Raw genomic sequence first — 16,069 nt, 5'->3', positions numbered from 1 at the left:
GAGCGTGTCCGCGCCCGCTCAGCTCGACATCGTGAGGTGCTCAGGCGATGACGCCCCGGATCGCCGCGTCGACCGCGGCCTCGGCGAGCGGCCACTGCTGATCGCCCGGTAGGTGGTGCAGCGGTCCGCGCAGGGCCATCTCGGCGAAGCCATGGACCATCGACCAGCAGGACCAGGTGGCGGACCGTCGGGATTCCGGGCGCAGCAGGTCCGCGTGCACCAGGAGATCCAGGGCCTCCGACAGTGCGACGTACGGCGGGATCCCGTTGAGCGACTCCGGGTCCGGCGCCTCGTCGCCGAAGAAGCACACCGAGAACCAGCCCGGTTCGGCCAGCGCGAAGGCGATGTAGCCGAGCCCCACCGCCCGCAGGCGCTCGACGGGGCCCTGACCGGGGGTCACGGGCATCGCGTCGGCCATGCGCTGCTCGATCGCGGTGCTCACCGCCCGCAGGAGCGCGAGGCGGTCGGGGAAATGGCGGTACGCGGCGTTGGGGCTGACCCCGACCCGGCGGGTGACCTCGCGGATGGTCAGCGCCGCCGGTCCGCCGGTGCGCGTGACCTCCAGGCCCGCGTCGACCAGCGCCTGCGCCAGGTCCCCGTGGTGGTACGCCATGCCCTTGTGTCCCCCGCTCTTCAAGTGTACGGTGTGAACATAGCAGATGTGGACGCTGTGAACATGCGAGGAGTAGTCATGACCGCCATCCCGCCCGTCGTCGATAGAGAGACCTGGCAGAAGGAGCTCGACGCGCTGCGCATCCGCGAGAAGGCTGCCACCCGCGAGCTCGACGCCATCGCCGCCCAGCGTCGCGCCCTGCCCGCAGTCGAGCTACCCGAGTACCGGTTGATCGCCGAGGACGGCTCGTCGGTGACCCTCGCCGACGCCTTCGACGGCCGCTCGCAACTGCTCACGTACCACCACATGTGGACCGACGGGAACGAGTGGCAGTGCCCGGGGTGCACCGGGTACACCTCCCAGTTCACGCGGCTCGACTCGCTCGCGAACTGGGATGCGCGCTTCGTGGTCGTCACCAACGGCCCGATCGACGAGGTGCTTGCGTACAAGCGGCGCGTCGGCAACACGATGACCTGGTACTCGAGCGCCGGCAGCACATTCGGGGCCGATATGGGCGCGGGGCCGGGTGAAGGCTTCGGGCTCAACACCTTCGTCCGCGACGGCGACACCGTCTACCGGGTGTGGGGTACCGATGGCCGCGGCTCGGAGCAGCTGAGCCATCTGTTCGGCATCCTCGACGCGCTGCCCTACGGCCGGCAGGAGAAGTGGCAGGACGCACCCGAGGGGTGGCCGCAGAAGGAGACGTATTCGGGCTGGGCGTCCTCCCAGCAGATCGCCGGCTGGTACGGCGTCTGACCAGTGCGTTCGCCCTCCGAATAATTCCGTTGCCGACGTCCAGACGCGCGCGTAGCGTCGAAGAGGTCAACGGAAAGGAGGTGGTCCGAGAAATGGTGAATTTCAGGACTGAGGAGGTGGCCGCCGCCTGACGGCGGTCGCCCACCTGGAATACGGCAGGCCCCGGGAGCGCGTGATGTTCACGCACCCGGGGCCTGTTTCCGTTCCGGGGCCAGCGCAGGTCAGCCCGCGGCCAGGTCCCGCCACGCGGCGAGAGTCGAGCCACCTCTGCGCGGCGCTCGATGCACGAACGGGCCGACCCTCGCTATAGCGGCGCTATACAAAGTAATGTAGCGACGCTATAGTGGTGGAGTGGATACTCGAACAACGCTGCTGGAGGCGGCACTCGACCTGGTGGAACAACGAGGCGAGGTGGCCTTGTCCACCCGGGCCGTGTGCGCGAAGGCGGGAGTGGCGGCGCCAACGCTGTACCACCACTTCGGCAACGCCGATGGCCTGCTCAGCGCCGCCATCACCGCGGGATTCCAACGGTTTCTCGCGAGCAAGCTATCGATCGACTACGCCACTGACCCCGTCGAGGCGCTCCGCCAGGGATGGGACCACTACGTCGAATTCGCGGCGGAACACCCAAACCTATACGCCGCCATGGCGGCCCGCTTCCTGGGAGGCGCAACGTTTCCTGCGGCGGATGCCGGCCGCGCCGTCCTCGATCAGCGCATCGCCGACATCGCGGCACAGGGCCGCCTCCGTGTCACCACCTCCGCCGCCACCGATCTCATCTTCGCGACAGCGCATGGCGCCGCAACCCTTTTCCTACTGGGAAACGCAGATCGCGACGTGGTAAAGATCCTGCGCGACAGCACCATCAGCACTATTGTCACCGATTCGGAAAGAAAGACTCCCTTATGAAGATCTTCGTTACCGGTGGCTCCGGATTCCTTGGAGCCCGCCTCATCCCCAGCCTCGTCGACGAAGGCCACACGGTGTTCGCCCTCGCCCGGACTGAACGCTCAGGCGAGCGAGTCCGCGCACTCGGCGCCGAGCCGGTCCTCGGCGATCTCGACGGAGATTCCCTCTCGGTTCCCGATGTCGATGCCGTGGTCCACGCCGCTGCGCTCTTCCGCTTCGCGGGGCCGAGAGCTCCCTACTTCCGGGCGAACGTCGACGGCACACAACGTCTGCTCGAAGCGGCACAACGCGCCGGAGTGGAGACGTTCGTGTACATCAGTGCGGCGGCTGTTGCGATGGACGACCGCGGTACACCCCTGCGCGACGTCGACGAGTCGGCACCGACGTACCCGGACAGCTTCTCCGGCTACATCGCAAGCAAAGCACGAGGCGAGGCGGTCGTGCTCGCGGCCAACTCGCCACAATTCCGGACGCTCGCCCTTCGTCCGCCAGGCATCTGGGGTCCCGGTGGTCCGTTCGAGACCCAGCTCCCCGAGGCATTGGACTCTGGCCGGTTCGCACTGATCGATCGTGGCGAGTACAAAACGTCGACCATCCACGTGGACAACGTGGTTGAGGCGATCCGATGCGCGCTCGAACGCGGCACAGGAGGCCACGCCTACTTCATCGCCGACCGCGATACAGTCAGCTTCCGCGAGTTCACCGCAGCGCTCGCAGCCTCGAGTGGCCGGTCAATCGACCGTGTCCGTTCGCTGCCGTACCGGCTGGCGTTCATTGCAGGCCGGCTATTGGAGGCGCTCGTGGCGCTGCGACCAGGTGCAGGCGATCCGCCGCTGACGCGCACGATGGTGCGGCTCATCGGCCGGGAGTTCACCACCAACGACGGGGCGGCCCGCCGCGATCTCGGGTACATAGGTACCACCACTCGTGCGGAAGGGCTGGCGCAACTCGCGCAGACCTGACATCGCCCGGGGTGACCGCGAGGCCCGATATGCGATCCTTGTGCGTCCGGGATATCCGGTGGGAGTCGCACGATTGAGCCTGCGCCTGAACCTGAAGCCTACTGCCGAGTCCCGTTGAGGATCGGTGACGGCGCCGGCCATACCCGGAACGACGCCCATGTCGTCGCCAGCGCCATCCTGTGGATCCCCGTCGCGGGGATCGAGAACTGGTATTACGCCGGGCCGTGCGGATGGGGTGCCGTATGTGCGACGGCATCGCGGCACTCCGCCGTACTGGACTGCCGCCGGAACCTGAGAATCTCGTCATCGAGTAGCGGCCGTGCGCAGAGGCGTTAGATCGCGTGCGGATGGACTACCCGGACCCGTTTCACCCGATCCCGCCCCGCACGCCGGGGGCGACTGCGCTGATCGGGTGCGGATGGGTACCCGCCCCCGTTCTGCCAGCTGTGCGGAGGTGACTCAGCCCGCGTAGCGGTTGAGCTTGGCGCTCAGGCGGGGGATCAGCTCGCCGTCGGCGTCGATGCGCTCCTCGACGTAGGCGAGTGCGCCGCCCTGCTCGACGAGGCCGTAGAGACGCTTAGAAGCGCCGGCGAGCGGGGAACTCTTGGAGCGGATCACCACGTCGGCCTCGAGCTCCCATGCGGTCTGGGAGACGGGCTTGCCGTAGTACAGCTCGACGATGCCGCTGGCGTGGGTGACGACGAACTCGATCTCGTCGTCCTCGCCGATACGCCAGAACCCGGCCTCGCGCAAGTCGGGCTCGGAGAACTCGCCCTTCTCGTCCAGCTTCCAGGACCGCGCCTCCCACGACAGGAAGTTCTGGCCGTCGTGACTGACGACGATCTGCTGGCCGAAGTGGTAGTCGCCCGACTCGTCGTGCCCCTCGCCCTCGCCGCGCCAGATACCGACGAGGGGAAGCAGGCCGAGAAGGCCTGAATGCAGATCCGGGCCGTGCCGCAGGTTGGCCGTATCGTCGGCGAGCGGCAGCCCGGGGAGGTTCGAGATGTTGCGCGACGAGGTGGTCTCGGCGCGCTCGACGGCGGCGTCCAGCGCCTCCTGACCGGTACCGGCGGAGACGGAGGCGTCAGAGGTGGCCTCGTCGCTCACGGCGAGACTACTGCCCGTCGGTGAGGACGCGGTACATCACGAAGATCGCGAACGCGAAGATCGCGACCGACGCCACCGCCATGAGGATCTCGAAGAAGATGACCATGGCCTCGATACTAACCCCCGGCGCGCGACCGCCCGCAACCGCACGAGTCGCTGTGATGGATACCCTCGGACCGAAAGACGGGAGCGCGGATATGGCACGCGGCAAGATGGCTGATGAGCTGCTGGTTCGGGCCCGTGCGTTGGCTGCACGTCCGGGGCGCGCGCTACTCGGCATCACAGGAGCGCCTGCGTCGGGCAAGTCGACGCTCGCGGAGCGGCTCGTGACCGCGCTCGGTGACGACGCGGTCCTGGTGCCCATGGACGGCTTCCATCTCGACGACGCGGTTCTGCGCCGGCAGGGGAGCTGGGAGCGCAAGGGCGCGATCGACACCTTCGACGACGCCGGCTTCGCCGAGCTGCTGGACCGTCTGCGGGCTGCCGACGGCACCGTCTATGCCCCGAGGTTCGATCGCGCGCTCGAGGCGTCGATCGGCGGTGCCATCGAGGTGGAGCCGGACGTCCCCCTCGTGATCACCGAGGGCAACTACCTGCTGGCTGAGACGGGTGCCTGGCCGCGCGCCCGCGCCGTACTCGACGAGGTGTGGTTCCTGCGCATCGATCCCGCGCTGCGCCGCGAGCGACTCATCGAGCGGCACATGCGGTTCGGCCGTGGGCACGAGGAAGCGTGTGCCCGAGCCCATGGCACCGACGAGATCAACGCCCGGCTCATCGAGGCCATGGCTCGGCGAGCCGATCGCATCGTCGATGGGTGGTGAGGTCAGGCGGATCGGTGGCGGTAGAACCAGCCGAAAGCGGCTCCGTACCAGAGCATCCAGGCGATCATCGGGCCGCCGATGGCGATGGCGCCGCTGGCGGGGTTGAACGGCCCGGACGTCGCGACGAGCCCTCCGAGCGCCCCGAGGTTTCCGATGCCGGCGACCGCCGCGATCACGACGACGTGACGCGGGAAGAGGCCGGTGGTGCGCTGCAGGCCGACGATCGCCGCGAAGTAGGCGACGCCTGCGAAGGTCACCGGGGCCGCGATGACGAAGCCCGCGACGTGCAGGACGTATAGGGACTCGTCACTGATCCGATCCTGCAGGAGATGGGCGGTCGCCCACAGCCCGATCTCGACGTTGAACACTGTCATGAACATCAGCTCGGCGCCGAAGGTGATCCACGCGTACGGGCCCTCGCCCTCGGCCCTCCGGATGATCGCCGTCATCCAACCCAGCGACCACACCTGGACGAAGAAGAAGGCCGTAAGGATCGTGATCCCGATGAGGGCGACGCCGGACCATTCGTCGTAGAAGCGTCGGACGGCGGACGCTGACGACGCATCGGGGAAGACGAGCACGACGAAGACCGTCGCGGCGATCACTCCCGCGGAACAGAGCCATGCGACGAGGTCGACGGCACGGTGATGCGGTGTTCCGGCGCTCGCCGGTGCGGCGACCGCGGGACTGGAACGCTGTGCGATGGACACGTGGTCTCCTGGTGACGTTGTGGAATCGGAGGGGTAGCACTACATGTCCCTCATCCAGAAACACAGTGCTTCACTGACGGTACAGATTGTTTCTGGAATGGACAAGAGGGCAGCTCGTCGTGTGCCCGCGGGATTCAGCGCCGCGCGACGTCGTCGACGGCGCCGCTATGATCAGTTCTCATGGGCGGATCCGTCGATGAACGACTCGGGTCGGCGATCATGCGATTGGTTGCCGGTGGGGAGCCTGAGCGCCTACCCCGGCACCGTCACGACCTCACGCGGGACCAGGTCAGGGAGGCGCAGACCACGCGGATCGTGGCGGCGGCGATCGAGCTGTTCGCCGATCGCGGCTTCGCGAACACGACTGTGCAGCAGATTGCTGAGCGAGCGGCAGTGTCGCGCAAGACCTTCTACCAGTTCTACGGCTCGCGGGAAGCGGTGTTCGTCGACGCCTACGCCGCTGCCGTCCGGGTGCTGATCACAGCCTCGGGGGGCAATGAGCCCACGGGGCTGCCGTCCGACCCTCGAGCGGTCGTCGTAGCCGGGGTCGAGCGGACTCTGGGCGTGCTCGCGTCGGAGCCCGCTGCCACCCGGGTCTTCTTCCTGGAGGCGCTCGGCGCGGGCCCGGCTATCAGAGCGCGGCGCAACGAGGCGATCGGTGAATTCGTCGCCGCATTGGTCCCATTGGCTACGGCGCTCGGCGCGGGTCCGAACGCCGACGATGGCGACGCCACCATGGGCATGCACGTCGCGGTCGCTGCGTGCATCGAGCTGATCACCGAACATGTCGGCGTGTCTCCCCCGGAGACGCTCGACCGGATCGGGCCGACCCTCGTGCACGCGATCACGTCGGTCCTTCGCCTGTAGAGGGGGGCTCGCGATGGCGCTCAGCCCTCCATGCCGGTCTCGCGGAGGGTGAGGTTGATCCGTCCCGTCTTCAGGCCGCAGTCGGGCGGCGCCGTCCCGGGCTGGACGGCGGTGACGCCGTGGAAGGCCAGCCGGGACGGACCGCCGAAGACGACGAGATCGCCGGATTCAAGCGTGACGTCGGAATAGGGTCGGTTCCGGTTCTTCGTGTTGCCCAGTCGGAACGTGCAGCTGTCGCCGATCGACAGGGAGACCACCGGCGCGCGGGAGACCTCGTCCTTGTCCTGGTGCATGCCCATGCGGGCCCGCTCGTCATAGAAGTTCACGAGCGCGGTGTCGGGGGTGTACCGCTCGACCTCGTCGGCGACGTGGCCGGTATCGGCCAGCGCGCGGCGGCCCACCCGTACGAGCCAGTCCGGGAAGGGCAGCACGCGGGCTCCGTTCACGTCCGTCGCGTCCCGCGAGTAGCGGTAGGGCTGCCAGTGCCAGCCCAGGCTCACCGTGCGCACCGACATCGGGTGCCCGCGCACCGTCGCGGCGCGGATCGGCACCGGCCCTGCCGCCCACTCCCGGAAACGCCGGACGATCCACTCCTGCTGCGTGAGGTCGAGCCACCCACGGATCAGGTACGCGCCCGGCGCGAGGTCGACCACGGACCGGTCGGGCGGGAACAGCATCTCGGAGCCCATGTCACGCCGCGTCGTGGAAGACCCGGGCCAGCGTGTGGCGGGAGCCGGAGCGGACCGTCGAGACCCCGTGCCGCACGGGTGCCGCGGACCATCCCCGCGCGGAGCGGACCGGGCGATCGCGGGTGGTGAAGACGAAACCGTGCCCGCTCGGCAGCAGCGTGAAGGACGTGCCGCGGGACTGCGCGCGGGGACGCTGCTCGAGCAGCAGGAACTCGCCGCCCTCGTGGTCCACACCGGGATCGTTGAGCGCGATCACCACCTGCAGCGGGAAGACGAGGTCGCCGTACAGATCCCGGTGCAGCGCGTTCCAGTCGCCCGCGCCGAACCGGTACCGCTCCATGTCGATCGTGCTGCGGAACAGTTCTTCCCGGCCGTACAGTTCGCGGAGTCCGACGGTGCGCTCGTCCGACAGCAGGCGGGGGAGCAGCGCGCCGCCCACCGCGTCCAGCTCGGCGACGACGGCGTCCCAGTCGGCGGCATCGACGGCGCCGCTCATGCGGCCGACTCCAGCTCCAAGAGGGCGGCTTTGGCCTCCACCCCGCCGACGTACTGGCCGATCCCGCCGTCGGACTTCACGACCCGGTGGCACGGGACCACCACGGGCAGGGGGTTCGTGGCGCAGGCGGTGCCGACAGCGCGGACCGCCGCCGGGCTGCCGACGAGCTCGGCCACCTGCTTGTAGCTCAGCGTCGTCCCGTAGCCGATGTCGGGCAGCCGGCTCTGCACCAGCTGTCGGAAGCCGTGCGACAGGGCGTGATCGAGCGGCAGGTCGAACGCGGTGCGCGTGCCGGCGAAGTACTCGTCGAGCTCGCGGGCCGCCCCGTCGAGCCTTCGCGGCGCGCGCAGCACCCGCGGGCTCACCTTCTCCGCCAGCGTCGCCAGGACGGCGTCGTGGTCCTCGCGGGCGTACGCCACCCGGACCAGGCCGCGCTCGGTCGCGGCGAGGAGCAGCCCGCCGACGGGGGAGTCGATGACGGTGTACGCGATGTCGAGCAGGCCGTCCGCCTCCGCGTCGGCCGTGAGGCGGGCGCGGAGCCGGGCGAGGGCGTCGGTATCGGCCGGGGCCGAGAGGGTTTCGGTGATCTTCTCGCTCATGAGAGTTCCTCCCTGGTGCGAGTGGTACGGAGTTTCTTGAGTCCGTCGGCGGCCGCGCGGCGCGCGGCGTCGACGGTGCCGCCGAGGATCTCGGCGATCTCGGCGTAGGGCAGGTCCGCCGCGTAGCGGTACGCGACGGCCTGCCGCTGTTTGTCGGGCAGGGCCGCCACGGCGACCCAGAGGTCACCGTCGGGCAGGGCGGCGGTGACGGGGCGCTCGGGCACGCTGTCGACGGGCACGGCGCGCCGCTGTGCCGCCCGGACCTGGTCGATGGCCTTGCGGTGCGCGATGGTCACGAGCCAGGCTTCGACGTTGGCCGATTCCGGCAGGTCCGGGTAGGCGCGCAGCGCAGAGAGGAAGGTCTCCGACCATGCGTCCTCGGCGTCGTGTGGGCCGAGGATCGCGCGGCAGACGCGCAGCACCGTGCCGGCGTGGTCGTCGACGACGCGCTCGAACGGTGGTTTCACGCCGCTCCCGGGCTGTGGGCTCCCATGCCGGGGAGCCACGGCGTCCCGTCGGCGGCGGCCTCGAGGTCGAGCAGGACCCGCTTGCGGCCCAGGCCACCTGCGTACCCCGTGAGCGTGCCATTCGACCCGAGCACGCGGTGGCACGGGATCAGCACGCACAGCGGATTCGCGCCGACGGCCTGCCCGACGCCCCACGCCGACGTGTCGAGATCGAGCCGCTCCGCGAGGGCGCCGTACGTCGTGGTCGCGCCGTATGGGATCTCCCGCAGCGCGGCCCAGACGGCCTCCTGGACGTCGCTGCCGTGGGTGGCGAGCGGCAGGTCGAAGCCGCGACGCTCCCCTGCGAGGAAGGCGCGGATCTGGTGCGCCGCCTCGTCGAGCAGGGCGTCCGTGGTGACGCGCTCCCCGAACGACGACTCCGCCGGGCGGCGGATGTGGTGGCGGAAATACACGCCGGTCACGGCGCGCGAGTCGGCGACGAGCGTCAGCTCGCCGAAGGTGGTCTCCGCCACGATGTGCCTGGTGCTCATGATCTCTCCTCGTCTCGATCCTGCCCTGTAGACGCCGCGGGCGGGCGGAACGTGAGATCCGGATCTCCAGAAGAGCGGAGCGGCTACCCGGTGTAGCCGGGGCGGGCGAGCAGCTCGCGCAGGCCCGCGTCTATGAAGGCCGTGTCGACGGGGTTCTTGCCGCCGCCCGCGAAGTGGCCCCACACGCCCGGGATCACCCGGACGTCGCCGTGTTCGATGAACTGCGAGGCCCAGGCCTCGTCCTCCGGCGGGAAGTACAGGTCCTTCTCCGCGGGCATCGCCAGCAGGGGGCACTTGATCGAGCGCAGCGCGGCCCCGTGGTCACCGTCGAACCCGGGGGTGTCACCGACGTTCCCGGCGTGCCACGTCCCGATCATCGCGATCAGGTCGTTGGGGTCGCGGCCGTCCCGGAAGAACTGCTCCCAGAAGCCGTAAAGGAAGTCGTCGAGCGAGGTGAAGCCCAGCTCGCGCCACGTCTCGTTCCAGTAGAAGGCCTGGGAGAAGCCCCATCCCGAGTAAATCCGGGCGAAGGCGCGCAGGCCCTTGATCGGTGGGCGCGCGGGGTCGTAGTCGCCATCGGCCCACGCCGCGTCGGCCCGCAGCGCCTCGCGGAGCGACTCGAGGAACACCTGGTTGTGCGGCGCGGTCCGGCTGGAACCGCAGAACGGCGCCGCGCGCTGCACCATCTCCGGGTGGCTCACGGCCCACTGGTAGGTCTGGCCGGCGCCCATCGACCAGCCAGTGACCAGCGCGATCGTCGTGATGCCCCACTTCTCCGTGAGGAGGCGGTGCTGGGCCTCGACCTGGTCGTAGAAGGTGACGAGCGGGAAGCGGGCGTGGTCGTACGGCGGTGCCGCGTTCGACGGGGAGGTCGAGAGGCCGTTGCCCAGCATGTTGGGGATGACGATGAAGTACTCGTCCGGGTTCAGCGTCTTGTCGGTGCCCACCAGCCACTCGTTGTCGGTATGCCAGCCCGAGTACCAGGTGGGGTAGACGATCACGTTCGACTTGTCGGCATTGAGGGTGCCGAAGGTCTTGTACGCGAGGCGGGCGCCGCGCAGGGTGTGGCCGGACTGCAGCGTGACGTCGCCGAGCTCGAAATACTCGGCGTCGGAGGGAGCGGGCACGGTGGGACTCCTCGGGTAGCGGATTCGCGACGTAGTACCGATTCGGTACTGATGTCCGACGCTACTCGGGAACGGACGCAACGACCCCCGAAACGAATTGAACACCGTTGTGGACATTCCCACCTGGGGGTTTGTTGTCCATAACGGTGTTCAATTGCGAGGGGCGGGCTACTTCGAGACGGTGATGTCCTGGTTGTAGACGCCGTTCGACTCGGGCGAGACCTGGATGTCGCCGTTGCCCACGGAGGACAGCGCACGCAGCGTCCAGGTGCCCGGCGCCGCGAAGAAGCGGTAGTCGCCGGTGCCCGAGGCCACGACCTCGGCGGTGAACTCGCCGGTGCCGTCGAGGAGGCGCACGAACGCGCCCGCGACGGGGTTACCGGCTCCGTCGAGGACCTGACCGGTCAGGACGGTCTCCTTCTCGACATCGACGCCTGCGGGCAGGACCTGGCCCTGCTTCGGTGCTCCACACATGATGGTCTTCCTTACTTCTCGATCGGGGCGCCCACGAGGGAGCCGTACTCGACCCACGAGCCGTCGTAGTTCTTGACGTTCTTCTTGCCGAGGAGCTCCTGCAGCACGAACCACGTGTGCGAGCTGCGCTCGCCGATGCGGCAGTACGCGATGGTCTCCTTGGACTCGTCGAAGCCCTTCTCCGCGTACAGCGTCGCGAGGTCCTCGTCCGACTTGAAGGTGCCGTCCTCGTTCGCGGTGGTCGACCAGGGGATGTTGATCGCGCCGGGGACGTGGCCGCGCTGCTGCGCCTGCTCCTGCGGGAGGTGCGCCGGCGCGGAGATCTTGCCGGAGAACTCGTCGGGCGAACGCACGTCGACCAGGTTCTTCTTGCCGATCGAGTCGATCACCTCGTCGCGGAAGGCGCGCAGCGACAGGTCGACGGGCTTGGCCTGGTAGCTCGTGGCCGGGCGGGACACCGCGTCGGTCGACAGCGGGCGGGCGTCGAGCTCCCACTTCTTGCGGCCGCCGTCGAGCAGCTTCACGTCCTGGTGGCCGTACAGCTTGAAGTACCAGTAGGCGTACGCCGCGAACCAGTTGTTGTTGCCGCCGTAGAGCACCACGGTGTCGTCGTTGCCGATGCCGCGCTCGGAGAGGAGCTTCGAGAAGCCGTCCTGGTCGAGGAAGTCGCGACGGATCGGATCCTGCAGGTCCCCCCGCCAGTCGAGGCGGACGGCGCCCTGGATGTGGTTGTCGTCGTAGATCGACGTGTCCTCGTCGACCTCGACGAAGACGACACCCGGGGTGTCGAGGTTCTGCTCAGCCCAGTCTGCGGAGACCAGGACGTCGGAGCGAGCCATGAGGATCCCTTTCGTTGATTCCTATGGACGTGAAGTGAGAAGCGAGATCGCCACTTCGAAGGGTGCGCGGATGCGCTGGGAGGGCATGAGGATGCACTGACAATCGGGCACCCGGCCCGGGGGAGGCGGGACTAGCCCAGACAGCAACAACCGGCCATACGGCACAGATCGACCGCCAGACGGCGGGTGAGCAGCAGCTCACAGCGGTTGCGCATGAGAGTGAGAATACCCAACCCGCGAGGTTCCGTCACGGGAGGGTCACGGGACCCGTAGCGGACGGGAGGCTCAGGCCAGCGTGCGGTAGAAGGCGCCGGGGGTGACGGTGACCCCGTCCGCCTCGCCGAGCAGCACGACGTCGGCGTTCTCCGCCCGCGCGCCGGTCGGCGCGATGCCGAAGGGCAGGGCCATCCGCGGCAGCACCCGCGTGAAGGCGGCCAGGACCGCCTGGTCCTCGCCCGGCAGCAAGTCGGCCTTCGCGTGATCCTCGGGGCCCGCGTAGATCCCGGTGGCGCGCACGGAGATCGCGTCGCCCTCGTTGGCGAAGCCCGCGGCGACCGAGATCAGGACGGTGCGCTTCGGCTCGGCCGGGGTGGGCAGCGGAACGGTGCCGGTGAGAACGATGCCCTTCGACGCCTTCACGTAGCCGTCTGCGGGGCTGCCCGCGCCGGCGCGCTTCGGGGCGGGCGTGTGCACCTGCAGGTCGACGATGTCCATGTACCGGCCCACTGTCTTCTGGTCCAGCCGCACCCGCGCCTCCACGTGCCCCGCAGCGATCGGGGTGTCCGGCGCGAACCCGGGCAGGAGGCCGCCGGGGATCCGGACGTCGGTCATCTCGGCCTCGATGCGAGCGCTCCGGTCGTGCACCTTCGCAGGCGCGGCGATGGTCAGCTTCGGGTGTTCCCCGCCCGAGGTCAGGTAGGGGAATCCGCCGATCGTCACCTCAGGGTCGTCGGACAGGCCCGCGGCCGCCCGCAGCTCGCGCGAAAGGCGGTACTCCGCCGTCGCCGCGGACCCGAGTTCGGCGAGCAGCGCGACCGTGAGGAGCGTCGCTACGGCGATCAGAACCCGCCTGATCCACGCCCGTCCCCGCCCCTGCGCCACGCTCGCACCCTCTCGTCGACACCGACGCCGTCACGCGCGGCGTTCTGACCACCGCTATTCTGACATTCGACATTTTCTTCGAGACCGCCGCGCACTGTGGGGAGGGCATGTGGATCTGATCCTGCTCACGTCCGACCGGGAGCCGGACACGGTGCTGCCGTCGCTCTCGCTGCTGCCGCACACGGTGCGGACGCTGCCCGCCGACGTCTCGTCGCTGCTGGAGGTCGGACCGGCGGAGGTCGCCCTCGTCGACGCCCGCACCGATCTGGTGACGGCGCGCGGGCTGTGCCGGCTGCTCGGCAGCACGGGCGCGGGCCGGATGGCCGTGGTCGCGGTGCTCACCGAGGGCGGGCTCGTCGCGGCCAGCGCCGACTGGGGCCTCGACGACTTCCTGCTGCCCACGATCGGTCCCGCCGAGATCGACGCCCGGCTGCGGCTCGTCGTCGCGCGCCGCGACGCCGGCGGCGAGGACGAGGTGGCCGACAAGGTCACGCTCGGCGAGCTCGTCATCGACGAGGGCACGTACACCGCCCGCCTGCGCGGCAAGCCTCTCGACCTCACCTACAAGGAATTCGAGCTGCTCAAGTTCCTGGCGCAGAACGTGGGCCGCGTCTTCACCCGTGCCCAGCTGCTGCAGGAGGTGTGGGGTTACGACTTCTTCGGCGGCACCCGCACCGTCGACGTGCACGTCCGGCGCCTGCGGGCCAAGCTCGGCGCCGAGCACGAGGGCATGATCGGCACGGTCCGTAACGTCGGCTACAAGGCGGTGCGGCCCGTGCGGGGCAAGGGCGAGCGCCCCGTCGAGGACATGGAACCGACGGACGAGGATCTCGAGGAGATGTAGATGGTCGACGTGGTGCGCGGTCCGATCGCCGATGCGGAGGCGGTGCTCGGGATCGCCGGCGCCGCGGAGGCCGCTGACGGCATAGGCCCGCTCTCGGAGCAGTTCCGCCTCGGCATCGCGGGTGACGGTCCGCACGTGCTCGCGCGGGGCGTGGACGGCGCACCGTCGGGCTACGCGGGGATCGTCGTCCCGCCTGCCGGCGGGCCCGGCGCGGTGGAGGTGGTCGTCGCACCGTCGGAGCGCCGACGCGGCCTGGGGCGCGCCCTGGTGACCGGGGCGCTCGACCTCGTGGGCGACGGCGGCACCGTCTGGGCACACGGCGACCTCCCCGCGGCTCGCGCGCTCGCCGCGAGCCTCGGCCTGACCGCGGTACGCACCCTGCTCAACCTGCGGCGCCCACTCGCCGGGCTGGCCCCGGTTCCCGCCCCGCCCGAGGGGGTGACTGTGCGGACCTACGCCGGTCCGGTCGACGACGCCGCGATCCTCGCGGTGAACAACGCAGCGTTCTCCTGGCACCCCGAGCAGGGCGGCTGGACCGGCGAGCAGATCGACGAGCGAACCGGCGCCGACTGGTTCGACCCGGCGGGCCTGTTCCTGGCAGTGGACGAGCAGAACCGCCTGCTGGGCTTCCACTGGACCAAGGTCGCCGACCCTGCCGCGGGCATCGGCGAGGTCTACATCGTCGCGGTGGCCCCCGCAGGTCAGGGGAAGGGTCTCGGGAACCTGCTGACCGCCGCCGGCCTGCACTACCTCGCCGGTCGCGGCCTCGCGGCGGTGGAGCTGTACGTGGAGGGCGACAACGCCGCCGCGCTGCGCACGTACACCCGGCTGGGTTTTGAGGAAAACGAAAGACACGTCGCGTACGCGCTCCGGTAATCCACTCGACCGGGCGAGTTTCCCGTCCGTTCACCCGGGACACCCGAATCGGACACCCGGCCTCCCTATGTTGCAGGAAGACACCCGCAGTTGCCGGGGTGATCAGTCCTGACTCGACCCGGAGGAATCTCGGTGAACTTCAAGCGTGGATCCGTATCGGCCCTGGCCATGGTGGCCGCCCTGTCTTTGACCCTGTCCGCGTGTGGCGGCGAGGAGTCGAGCGATGCCGCGGGCAGCTCGTCCGCGGGCGGCTCGGGCGTGCAGTGCGACGGCAAGCTGCAGCTCAAGGGCAGCGGCTCGACGGCGCAGGCCAACGCCATGACCGTCTTCAAGAACACCTTCGCCCAGGACTGCTCGGGCGCGAACGTCGACTACAGCGGCAACGGCTCGGGTCAGGGCATCACCGAGTTCACCTCGGGGCTGACCAACTTCGGCGGCTCCGATTCGCCGCTCAACGCCGACCAGGCGAAGAAGGCCGAGGAGAAGTGCGGCGCACCCGCCCTGAACCTCCCGCTCGTCTTCGGCCCGATCGCCGTCGCCTACAAGCTGCCCGGGGACGTCGCCGTGAACCTGTCGGCCCCGACCCTGGCGAAGATCTTCAGCGGCGTCGTCACCAAGTGGAACGCCCCCGAGATCGCCGCCGAGAACAAGGGTGCCGCGCTCCCCGACCTGCCGATCACCGTCGTCTTCCGCTCCGACGAGTCGGGTACCACCGAGAACTTCCAGAAGTACCTCGGCTCGGCCGCGCCGGCCGAGTGGTCCGCTGACAAGAAGGGCAAGGCCTTCAAGGGCGGCACCGGCCAGGGCGCGAGCGGCAACGCCGCCGTCGCCGCGACCGTGAACAAGGCCGAGGGCACCATCACGTACGCCGAGTGGAGCTTCGCCAAGGCGCAGAAGCTGCAGGTCGCCAACATCATCACCTCGGCCGGCCCCGAGGCCGTGAAGCTCTCGAGCGAGTCGGTCGCCAAGACCATCGAGTCGGCCAAGTTCAAGACTCCGGGCAGCAAGGACCTGGTCATCGACACCGAGGGCTTCTACAAGCCGTCGGCGGCCGGCGCTTACCCGATCGTGCTCGCGACCTACGAGATCGTGTGCTCCAAGTACGCGGACGCCGAGGTCGGCAAGGGCCTGAAGACCTTCCTCAAGGTCGCGGCCAGCAAGCCGGCGCAGGACCAACTCGCGGGCCAGGGCTACGCCCCGATCCCCGAGTCCTTCCGCACCACGCTCACCGAGTCGATCGACTCGATCCAGTAAGACACTGCTGAACCACCGGGCGTCGTGC

21 protein-coding genes are annotated in these 16,069 nt (G+C 69.3%); 8 read left to right on the top strand and 13 right to left on the bottom strand.

The annotated features are described in order from the left end of the window. Window positions 1-40: 40 nt before the first annotated feature. The gene (locus tag HNP44_RS01335) at window positions 41-637 is read right to left on the bottom strand and encodes a TetR/AcrR family transcriptional regulator (protein WP_259144065.1); all 597 of its coding nucleotides are present in this window, start codon (window positions 635-637) and stop codon (window positions 41-43) included. Between the two features lie 54 nt (window positions 638-691). Between HNP44_RS01335 and HNP44_RS01330 the strand changes: the two genes are divergently transcribed. The 3 genes from HNP44_RS01330 (at window position 692) to HNP44_RS01320 (ending at window position 3,240) form a co-directional block, all read left to right on the top strand. Beyond that, window positions 692-1,369 carry a DUF899 domain-containing protein gene (locus HNP44_RS01330; protein ID WP_259144062.1) on the top strand — a complete coding sequence of 226 codons (678 nt, stop codon included), beginning with the start codon at window positions 692-694 and terminating at the stop codon, window positions 1,367-1,369. A gap of 351 nt (window positions 1,370-1,720) precedes the next feature. Beyond that, on the top strand, window positions 1,721-2,278 hold the full coding sequence (locus HNP44_RS01325; protein WP_259144060.1) for a TetR/AcrR family transcriptional regulator: 558 nt from the start codon (window positions 1,721-1,723) through the stop codon (window positions 2,276-2,278). After that, window positions 2,275-3,240: an NAD-dependent epimerase/dehydratase family protein gene (locus HNP44_RS01320; RefSeq protein WP_259144059.1), complete on the top strand. Its 966-nt coding sequence runs from the start codon at window positions 2,275-2,277 to the stop codon at window positions 3,238-3,240. Before HNP44_RS01325 ends, HNP44_RS01320 begins: the two co-directional genes overlap by 4 nt. A 459-nt stretch (window positions 3,241-3,699) precedes the next feature. Here the strand turns inward: HNP44_RS01320 and HNP44_RS01315 are convergent, their stop codons facing one another. Continuing rightward, complete coding sequence (locus HNP44_RS01315) at window positions 3,700-4,347, bottom strand: FABP family protein (protein ID WP_259144058.1); 648 nt, start codon at window positions 4,345-4,347, stop codon at window positions 3,700-3,702. A gap of 212 nt (window positions 4,348-4,559) precedes the next feature. Between HNP44_RS01315 and HNP44_RS01310 the strand changes: the two genes are divergently transcribed. Beyond that, on the top strand, window positions 4,560-5,168 hold the full coding sequence (locus HNP44_RS01310) for a nucleoside/nucleotide kinase family protein (RefSeq protein WP_259172155.1): 609 nt from the start codon (window positions 4,560-4,562) through the stop codon (window positions 5,166-5,168). A gap of 2 nt (window positions 5,169-5,170) precedes the next feature. Here HNP44_RS01310 and HNP44_RS01305 read toward each other — a convergent pair whose 3' ends face one another. Continuing rightward, window positions 5,171-5,878 carry a hypothetical protein gene (locus HNP44_RS01305; RefSeq protein ID WP_259144056.1) on the bottom strand — a complete coding sequence of 236 codons (708 nt, stop codon included), beginning with the start codon at window positions 5,876-5,878 and terminating at the stop codon, window positions 5,171-5,173. Window positions 5,879-6,058: 180 nt separating this feature from the next. On the opposite strand from HNP44_RS01305, the gene HNP44_RS01300 reads away from it, so the two are divergent. After that, entirely contained in the window at window positions 6,059-6,745 is a 687-nt protein-coding gene (locus HNP44_RS01300) for a TetR/AcrR family transcriptional regulator (protein ID WP_259144055.1), read from the top strand. Between the two features lie 20 nt (window positions 6,746-6,765). On the opposite strand, the gene HNP44_RS01295 is transcribed toward HNP44_RS01300, so the two are convergent. The 10 genes from HNP44_RS01295 to HNP44_RS01255 form a co-directional block, all read right to left on the bottom strand. Further along, window positions 6,766-7,434 (bottom strand): alpha-ketoglutarate-dependent dioxygenase AlkB family protein, encoded by a 669-nt coding sequence (locus tag HNP44_RS01295; protein ID WP_259144054.1) that lies wholly within the window; start codon window positions 7,432-7,434, stop codon window positions 6,766-6,768. A 1-nt stretch (window position 7,435) separates the two neighbouring features. Beyond that, complete coding sequence (locus tag HNP44_RS01290) at window positions 7,436-7,930, bottom strand: 2OG-Fe(II) oxygenase (protein ID WP_259144053.1); 495 nt, start codon at window positions 7,928-7,930, stop codon at window positions 7,436-7,438. Then, the gene (locus tag HNP44_RS01285; protein WP_259144051.1) at window positions 7,927-8,529 is read right to left on the bottom strand and encodes a methylated-DNA--[protein]-cysteine S-methyltransferase; all 603 of its coding nucleotides are present in this window, start codon (window positions 8,527-8,529) and stop codon (window positions 7,927-7,929) included. Before HNP44_RS01285 ends, HNP44_RS01290 begins: the two co-directional genes overlap by 4 nt. Beyond that, window positions 8,526-8,996 carry an RNA polymerase sigma factor gene (locus HNP44_RS01280; RefSeq protein ID WP_259144050.1) on the bottom strand — a complete coding sequence of 157 codons (471 nt, stop codon included), beginning with the start codon at window positions 8,994-8,996 and terminating at the stop codon, window positions 8,526-8,528. The genes HNP44_RS01285 and HNP44_RS01280 overlap by 4 nt, the downstream gene beginning before the upstream one ends. After that, complete coding sequence (locus tag HNP44_RS01275; RefSeq protein ID WP_259144049.1) at window positions 8,993-9,526, bottom strand: methylated-DNA--[protein]-cysteine S-methyltransferase; 534 nt, start codon at window positions 9,524-9,526, stop codon at window positions 8,993-8,995. The genes HNP44_RS01280 and HNP44_RS01275 overlap by 4 nt, the downstream gene beginning before the upstream one ends. Before the next feature lie 83 nt (window positions 9,527-9,609). Then, the gene (locus tag HNP44_RS01270; RefSeq protein ID WP_259144048.1) at window positions 9,610-10,653 is read right to left on the bottom strand and encodes an alpha/beta fold hydrolase; all 1,044 of its coding nucleotides are present in this window, start codon (window positions 10,651-10,653) and stop codon (window positions 9,610-9,612) included. Window positions 10,654-10,821: 168 nt separating this feature from the next. Next, a complete protein-coding gene (locus HNP44_RS01265; RefSeq protein WP_126196371.1) occupies window positions 10,822-11,127 on the bottom strand; it encodes a DUF1416 domain-containing protein in 306 nt (101 codons plus the stop codon). 11 nt (window positions 11,128-11,138) lie between these two features. Next, window positions 11,139-11,966, bottom strand: a complete 828-nt coding sequence (locus tag HNP44_RS01260; RefSeq protein WP_259144047.1) for a sulfurtransferase — start codon at window positions 11,964-11,966, stop codon at window positions 11,139-11,141. A gap of 131 nt (window positions 11,967-12,097) precedes the next feature. After that, the gene (locus HNP44_RS20865) at window positions 12,098-12,181 is read right to left on the bottom strand and encodes a putative leader peptide (RefSeq protein WP_369123335.1); all 84 of its coding nucleotides are present in this window, start codon (window positions 12,179-12,181) and stop codon (window positions 12,098-12,100) included. A 70-nt stretch (window positions 12,182-12,251) separates the two neighbouring features. Next, the gene (locus tag HNP44_RS01255; protein ID WP_259144046.1) at window positions 12,252-13,067 is read right to left on the bottom strand and encodes an LmeA family phospholipid-binding protein; all 816 of its coding nucleotides are present in this window, start codon (window positions 13,065-13,067) and stop codon (window positions 12,252-12,254) included. A 109-nt stretch (window positions 13,068-13,176) separates the two neighbouring features. Between HNP44_RS01255 and HNP44_RS01250 the strand changes: the two genes are divergently transcribed. The 3 genes from HNP44_RS01250 to pstS all read left to right on the top strand — a co-directional run bounded on the left by HNP44_RS01250 (window position 13,177) and on the right by pstS (window position 16,041). Next, window positions 13,177-13,911, top strand: coding sequence for a winged helix-turn-helix domain-containing protein (locus HNP44_RS01250; protein WP_259144045.1), 735 nt, complete (start codon window positions 13,177-13,179; stop codon window positions 13,909-13,911). Beyond that, window positions 13,912-14,787 carry a mycothiol synthase gene (gene mshD, locus HNP44_RS01245; RefSeq protein ID WP_259144044.1) on the top strand — a complete coding sequence of 292 codons (876 nt, stop codon included), beginning with the start codon at window positions 13,912-13,914 and terminating at the stop codon, window positions 14,785-14,787. It abuts the gene before it with no gap. 168 nt (window positions 14,788-14,955) lie between these two features. Then, window positions 14,956-16,041, top strand: coding sequence for a phosphate ABC transporter substrate-binding protein PstS (pstS, locus tag HNP44_RS01240; RefSeq protein WP_374758737.1), 1,086 nt, complete (start codon window positions 14,956-14,958; stop codon window positions 16,039-16,041). Window positions 16,042-16,069: the final 28 nt, after the last annotated feature.

The sequence above is a fragment of the Tsukamurella ocularis genome (assembly GCF_024807615.1).
Lineage (GTDB): Bacteria > Actinomycetota > Actinomycetes > Mycobacteriales > Mycobacteriaceae > Tsukamurella > Tsukamurella ocularis.
Note: the sequence above shows the minus strand (reverse complement) of the source record. Positions and strands in the feature narration are given on the sequence as shown.

Coding starts and splice junctions, on each gene's coding strand:
- HNP44_RS01330 (WP_259144062.1), top strand. CDS start 692: ATGACCGCCATCCCGCCCGTCGTCGATAGAGAGACCTGGCAGAAGGAG.
- HNP44_RS01320 (WP_259144059.1), top strand. CDS start 2,275: ATGAAGATCTTCGTTACCGGTGGCTCCGGATTCCTTGGAGCCCGCCTC.
- HNP44_RS01310 (WP_259172155.1), top strand. CDS start 4,560: ATGGCTGATGAGCTGCTGGTTCGGGCCCGTGCGTTGGCTGCACGTCCG.
- HNP44_RS01300 (WP_259144055.1), top strand. CDS start 6,059: ATGGGCGGATCCGTCGATGAACGACTCGGGTCGGCGATCATGCGATTG.
- HNP44_RS01295 (WP_259144054.1), bottom strand. CDS start 7,434: ATGGGCTCCGAGATGCTGTTCCCGCCCGACCGGTCCGTGGTCGACCTC.
- HNP44_RS01290 (WP_259144053.1), bottom strand. CDS start 7,930: ATGAGCGGCGCCGTCGATGCCGCCGACTGGGACGCCGTCGTCGCCGAG.
- HNP44_RS01285 (WP_259144051.1), bottom strand. CDS start 8,529: ATGAGCGAGAAGATCACCGAAACCCTCTCGGCCCCGGCCGATACCGAC.
- HNP44_RS01275 (WP_259144049.1), bottom strand. CDS start 9,526: ATGAGCACCAGGCACATCGTGGCGGAGACCACCTTCGGCGAGCTGACG.
- HNP44_RS01265 (WP_126196371.1), bottom strand. CDS start 11,127: ATGTGTGGAGCACCGAAGCAGGGCCAGGTCCTGCCCGCAGGCGTCGAT.
- HNP44_RS01260 (WP_259144047.1), bottom strand. CDS start 11,966: ATGGCTCGCTCCGACGTCCTGGTCTCCGCAGACTGGGCTGAGCAGAAC.
- HNP44_RS20865 (WP_369123335.1), bottom strand. CDS start 12,181: ATGCGCAACCGCTGTGAGCTGCTGCTCACCCGCCGTCTGGCGGTCGAT.
- mshD (WP_259144044.1), top strand. CDS start 13,912: ATGGTCGACGTGGTGCGCGGTCCGATCGCCGATGCGGAGGCGGTGCTC.
- pstS (WP_374758737.1), top strand. CDS start 14,956: ATGGTGGCCGCCCTGTCTTTGACCCTGTCCGCGTGTGGCGGCGAGGAG.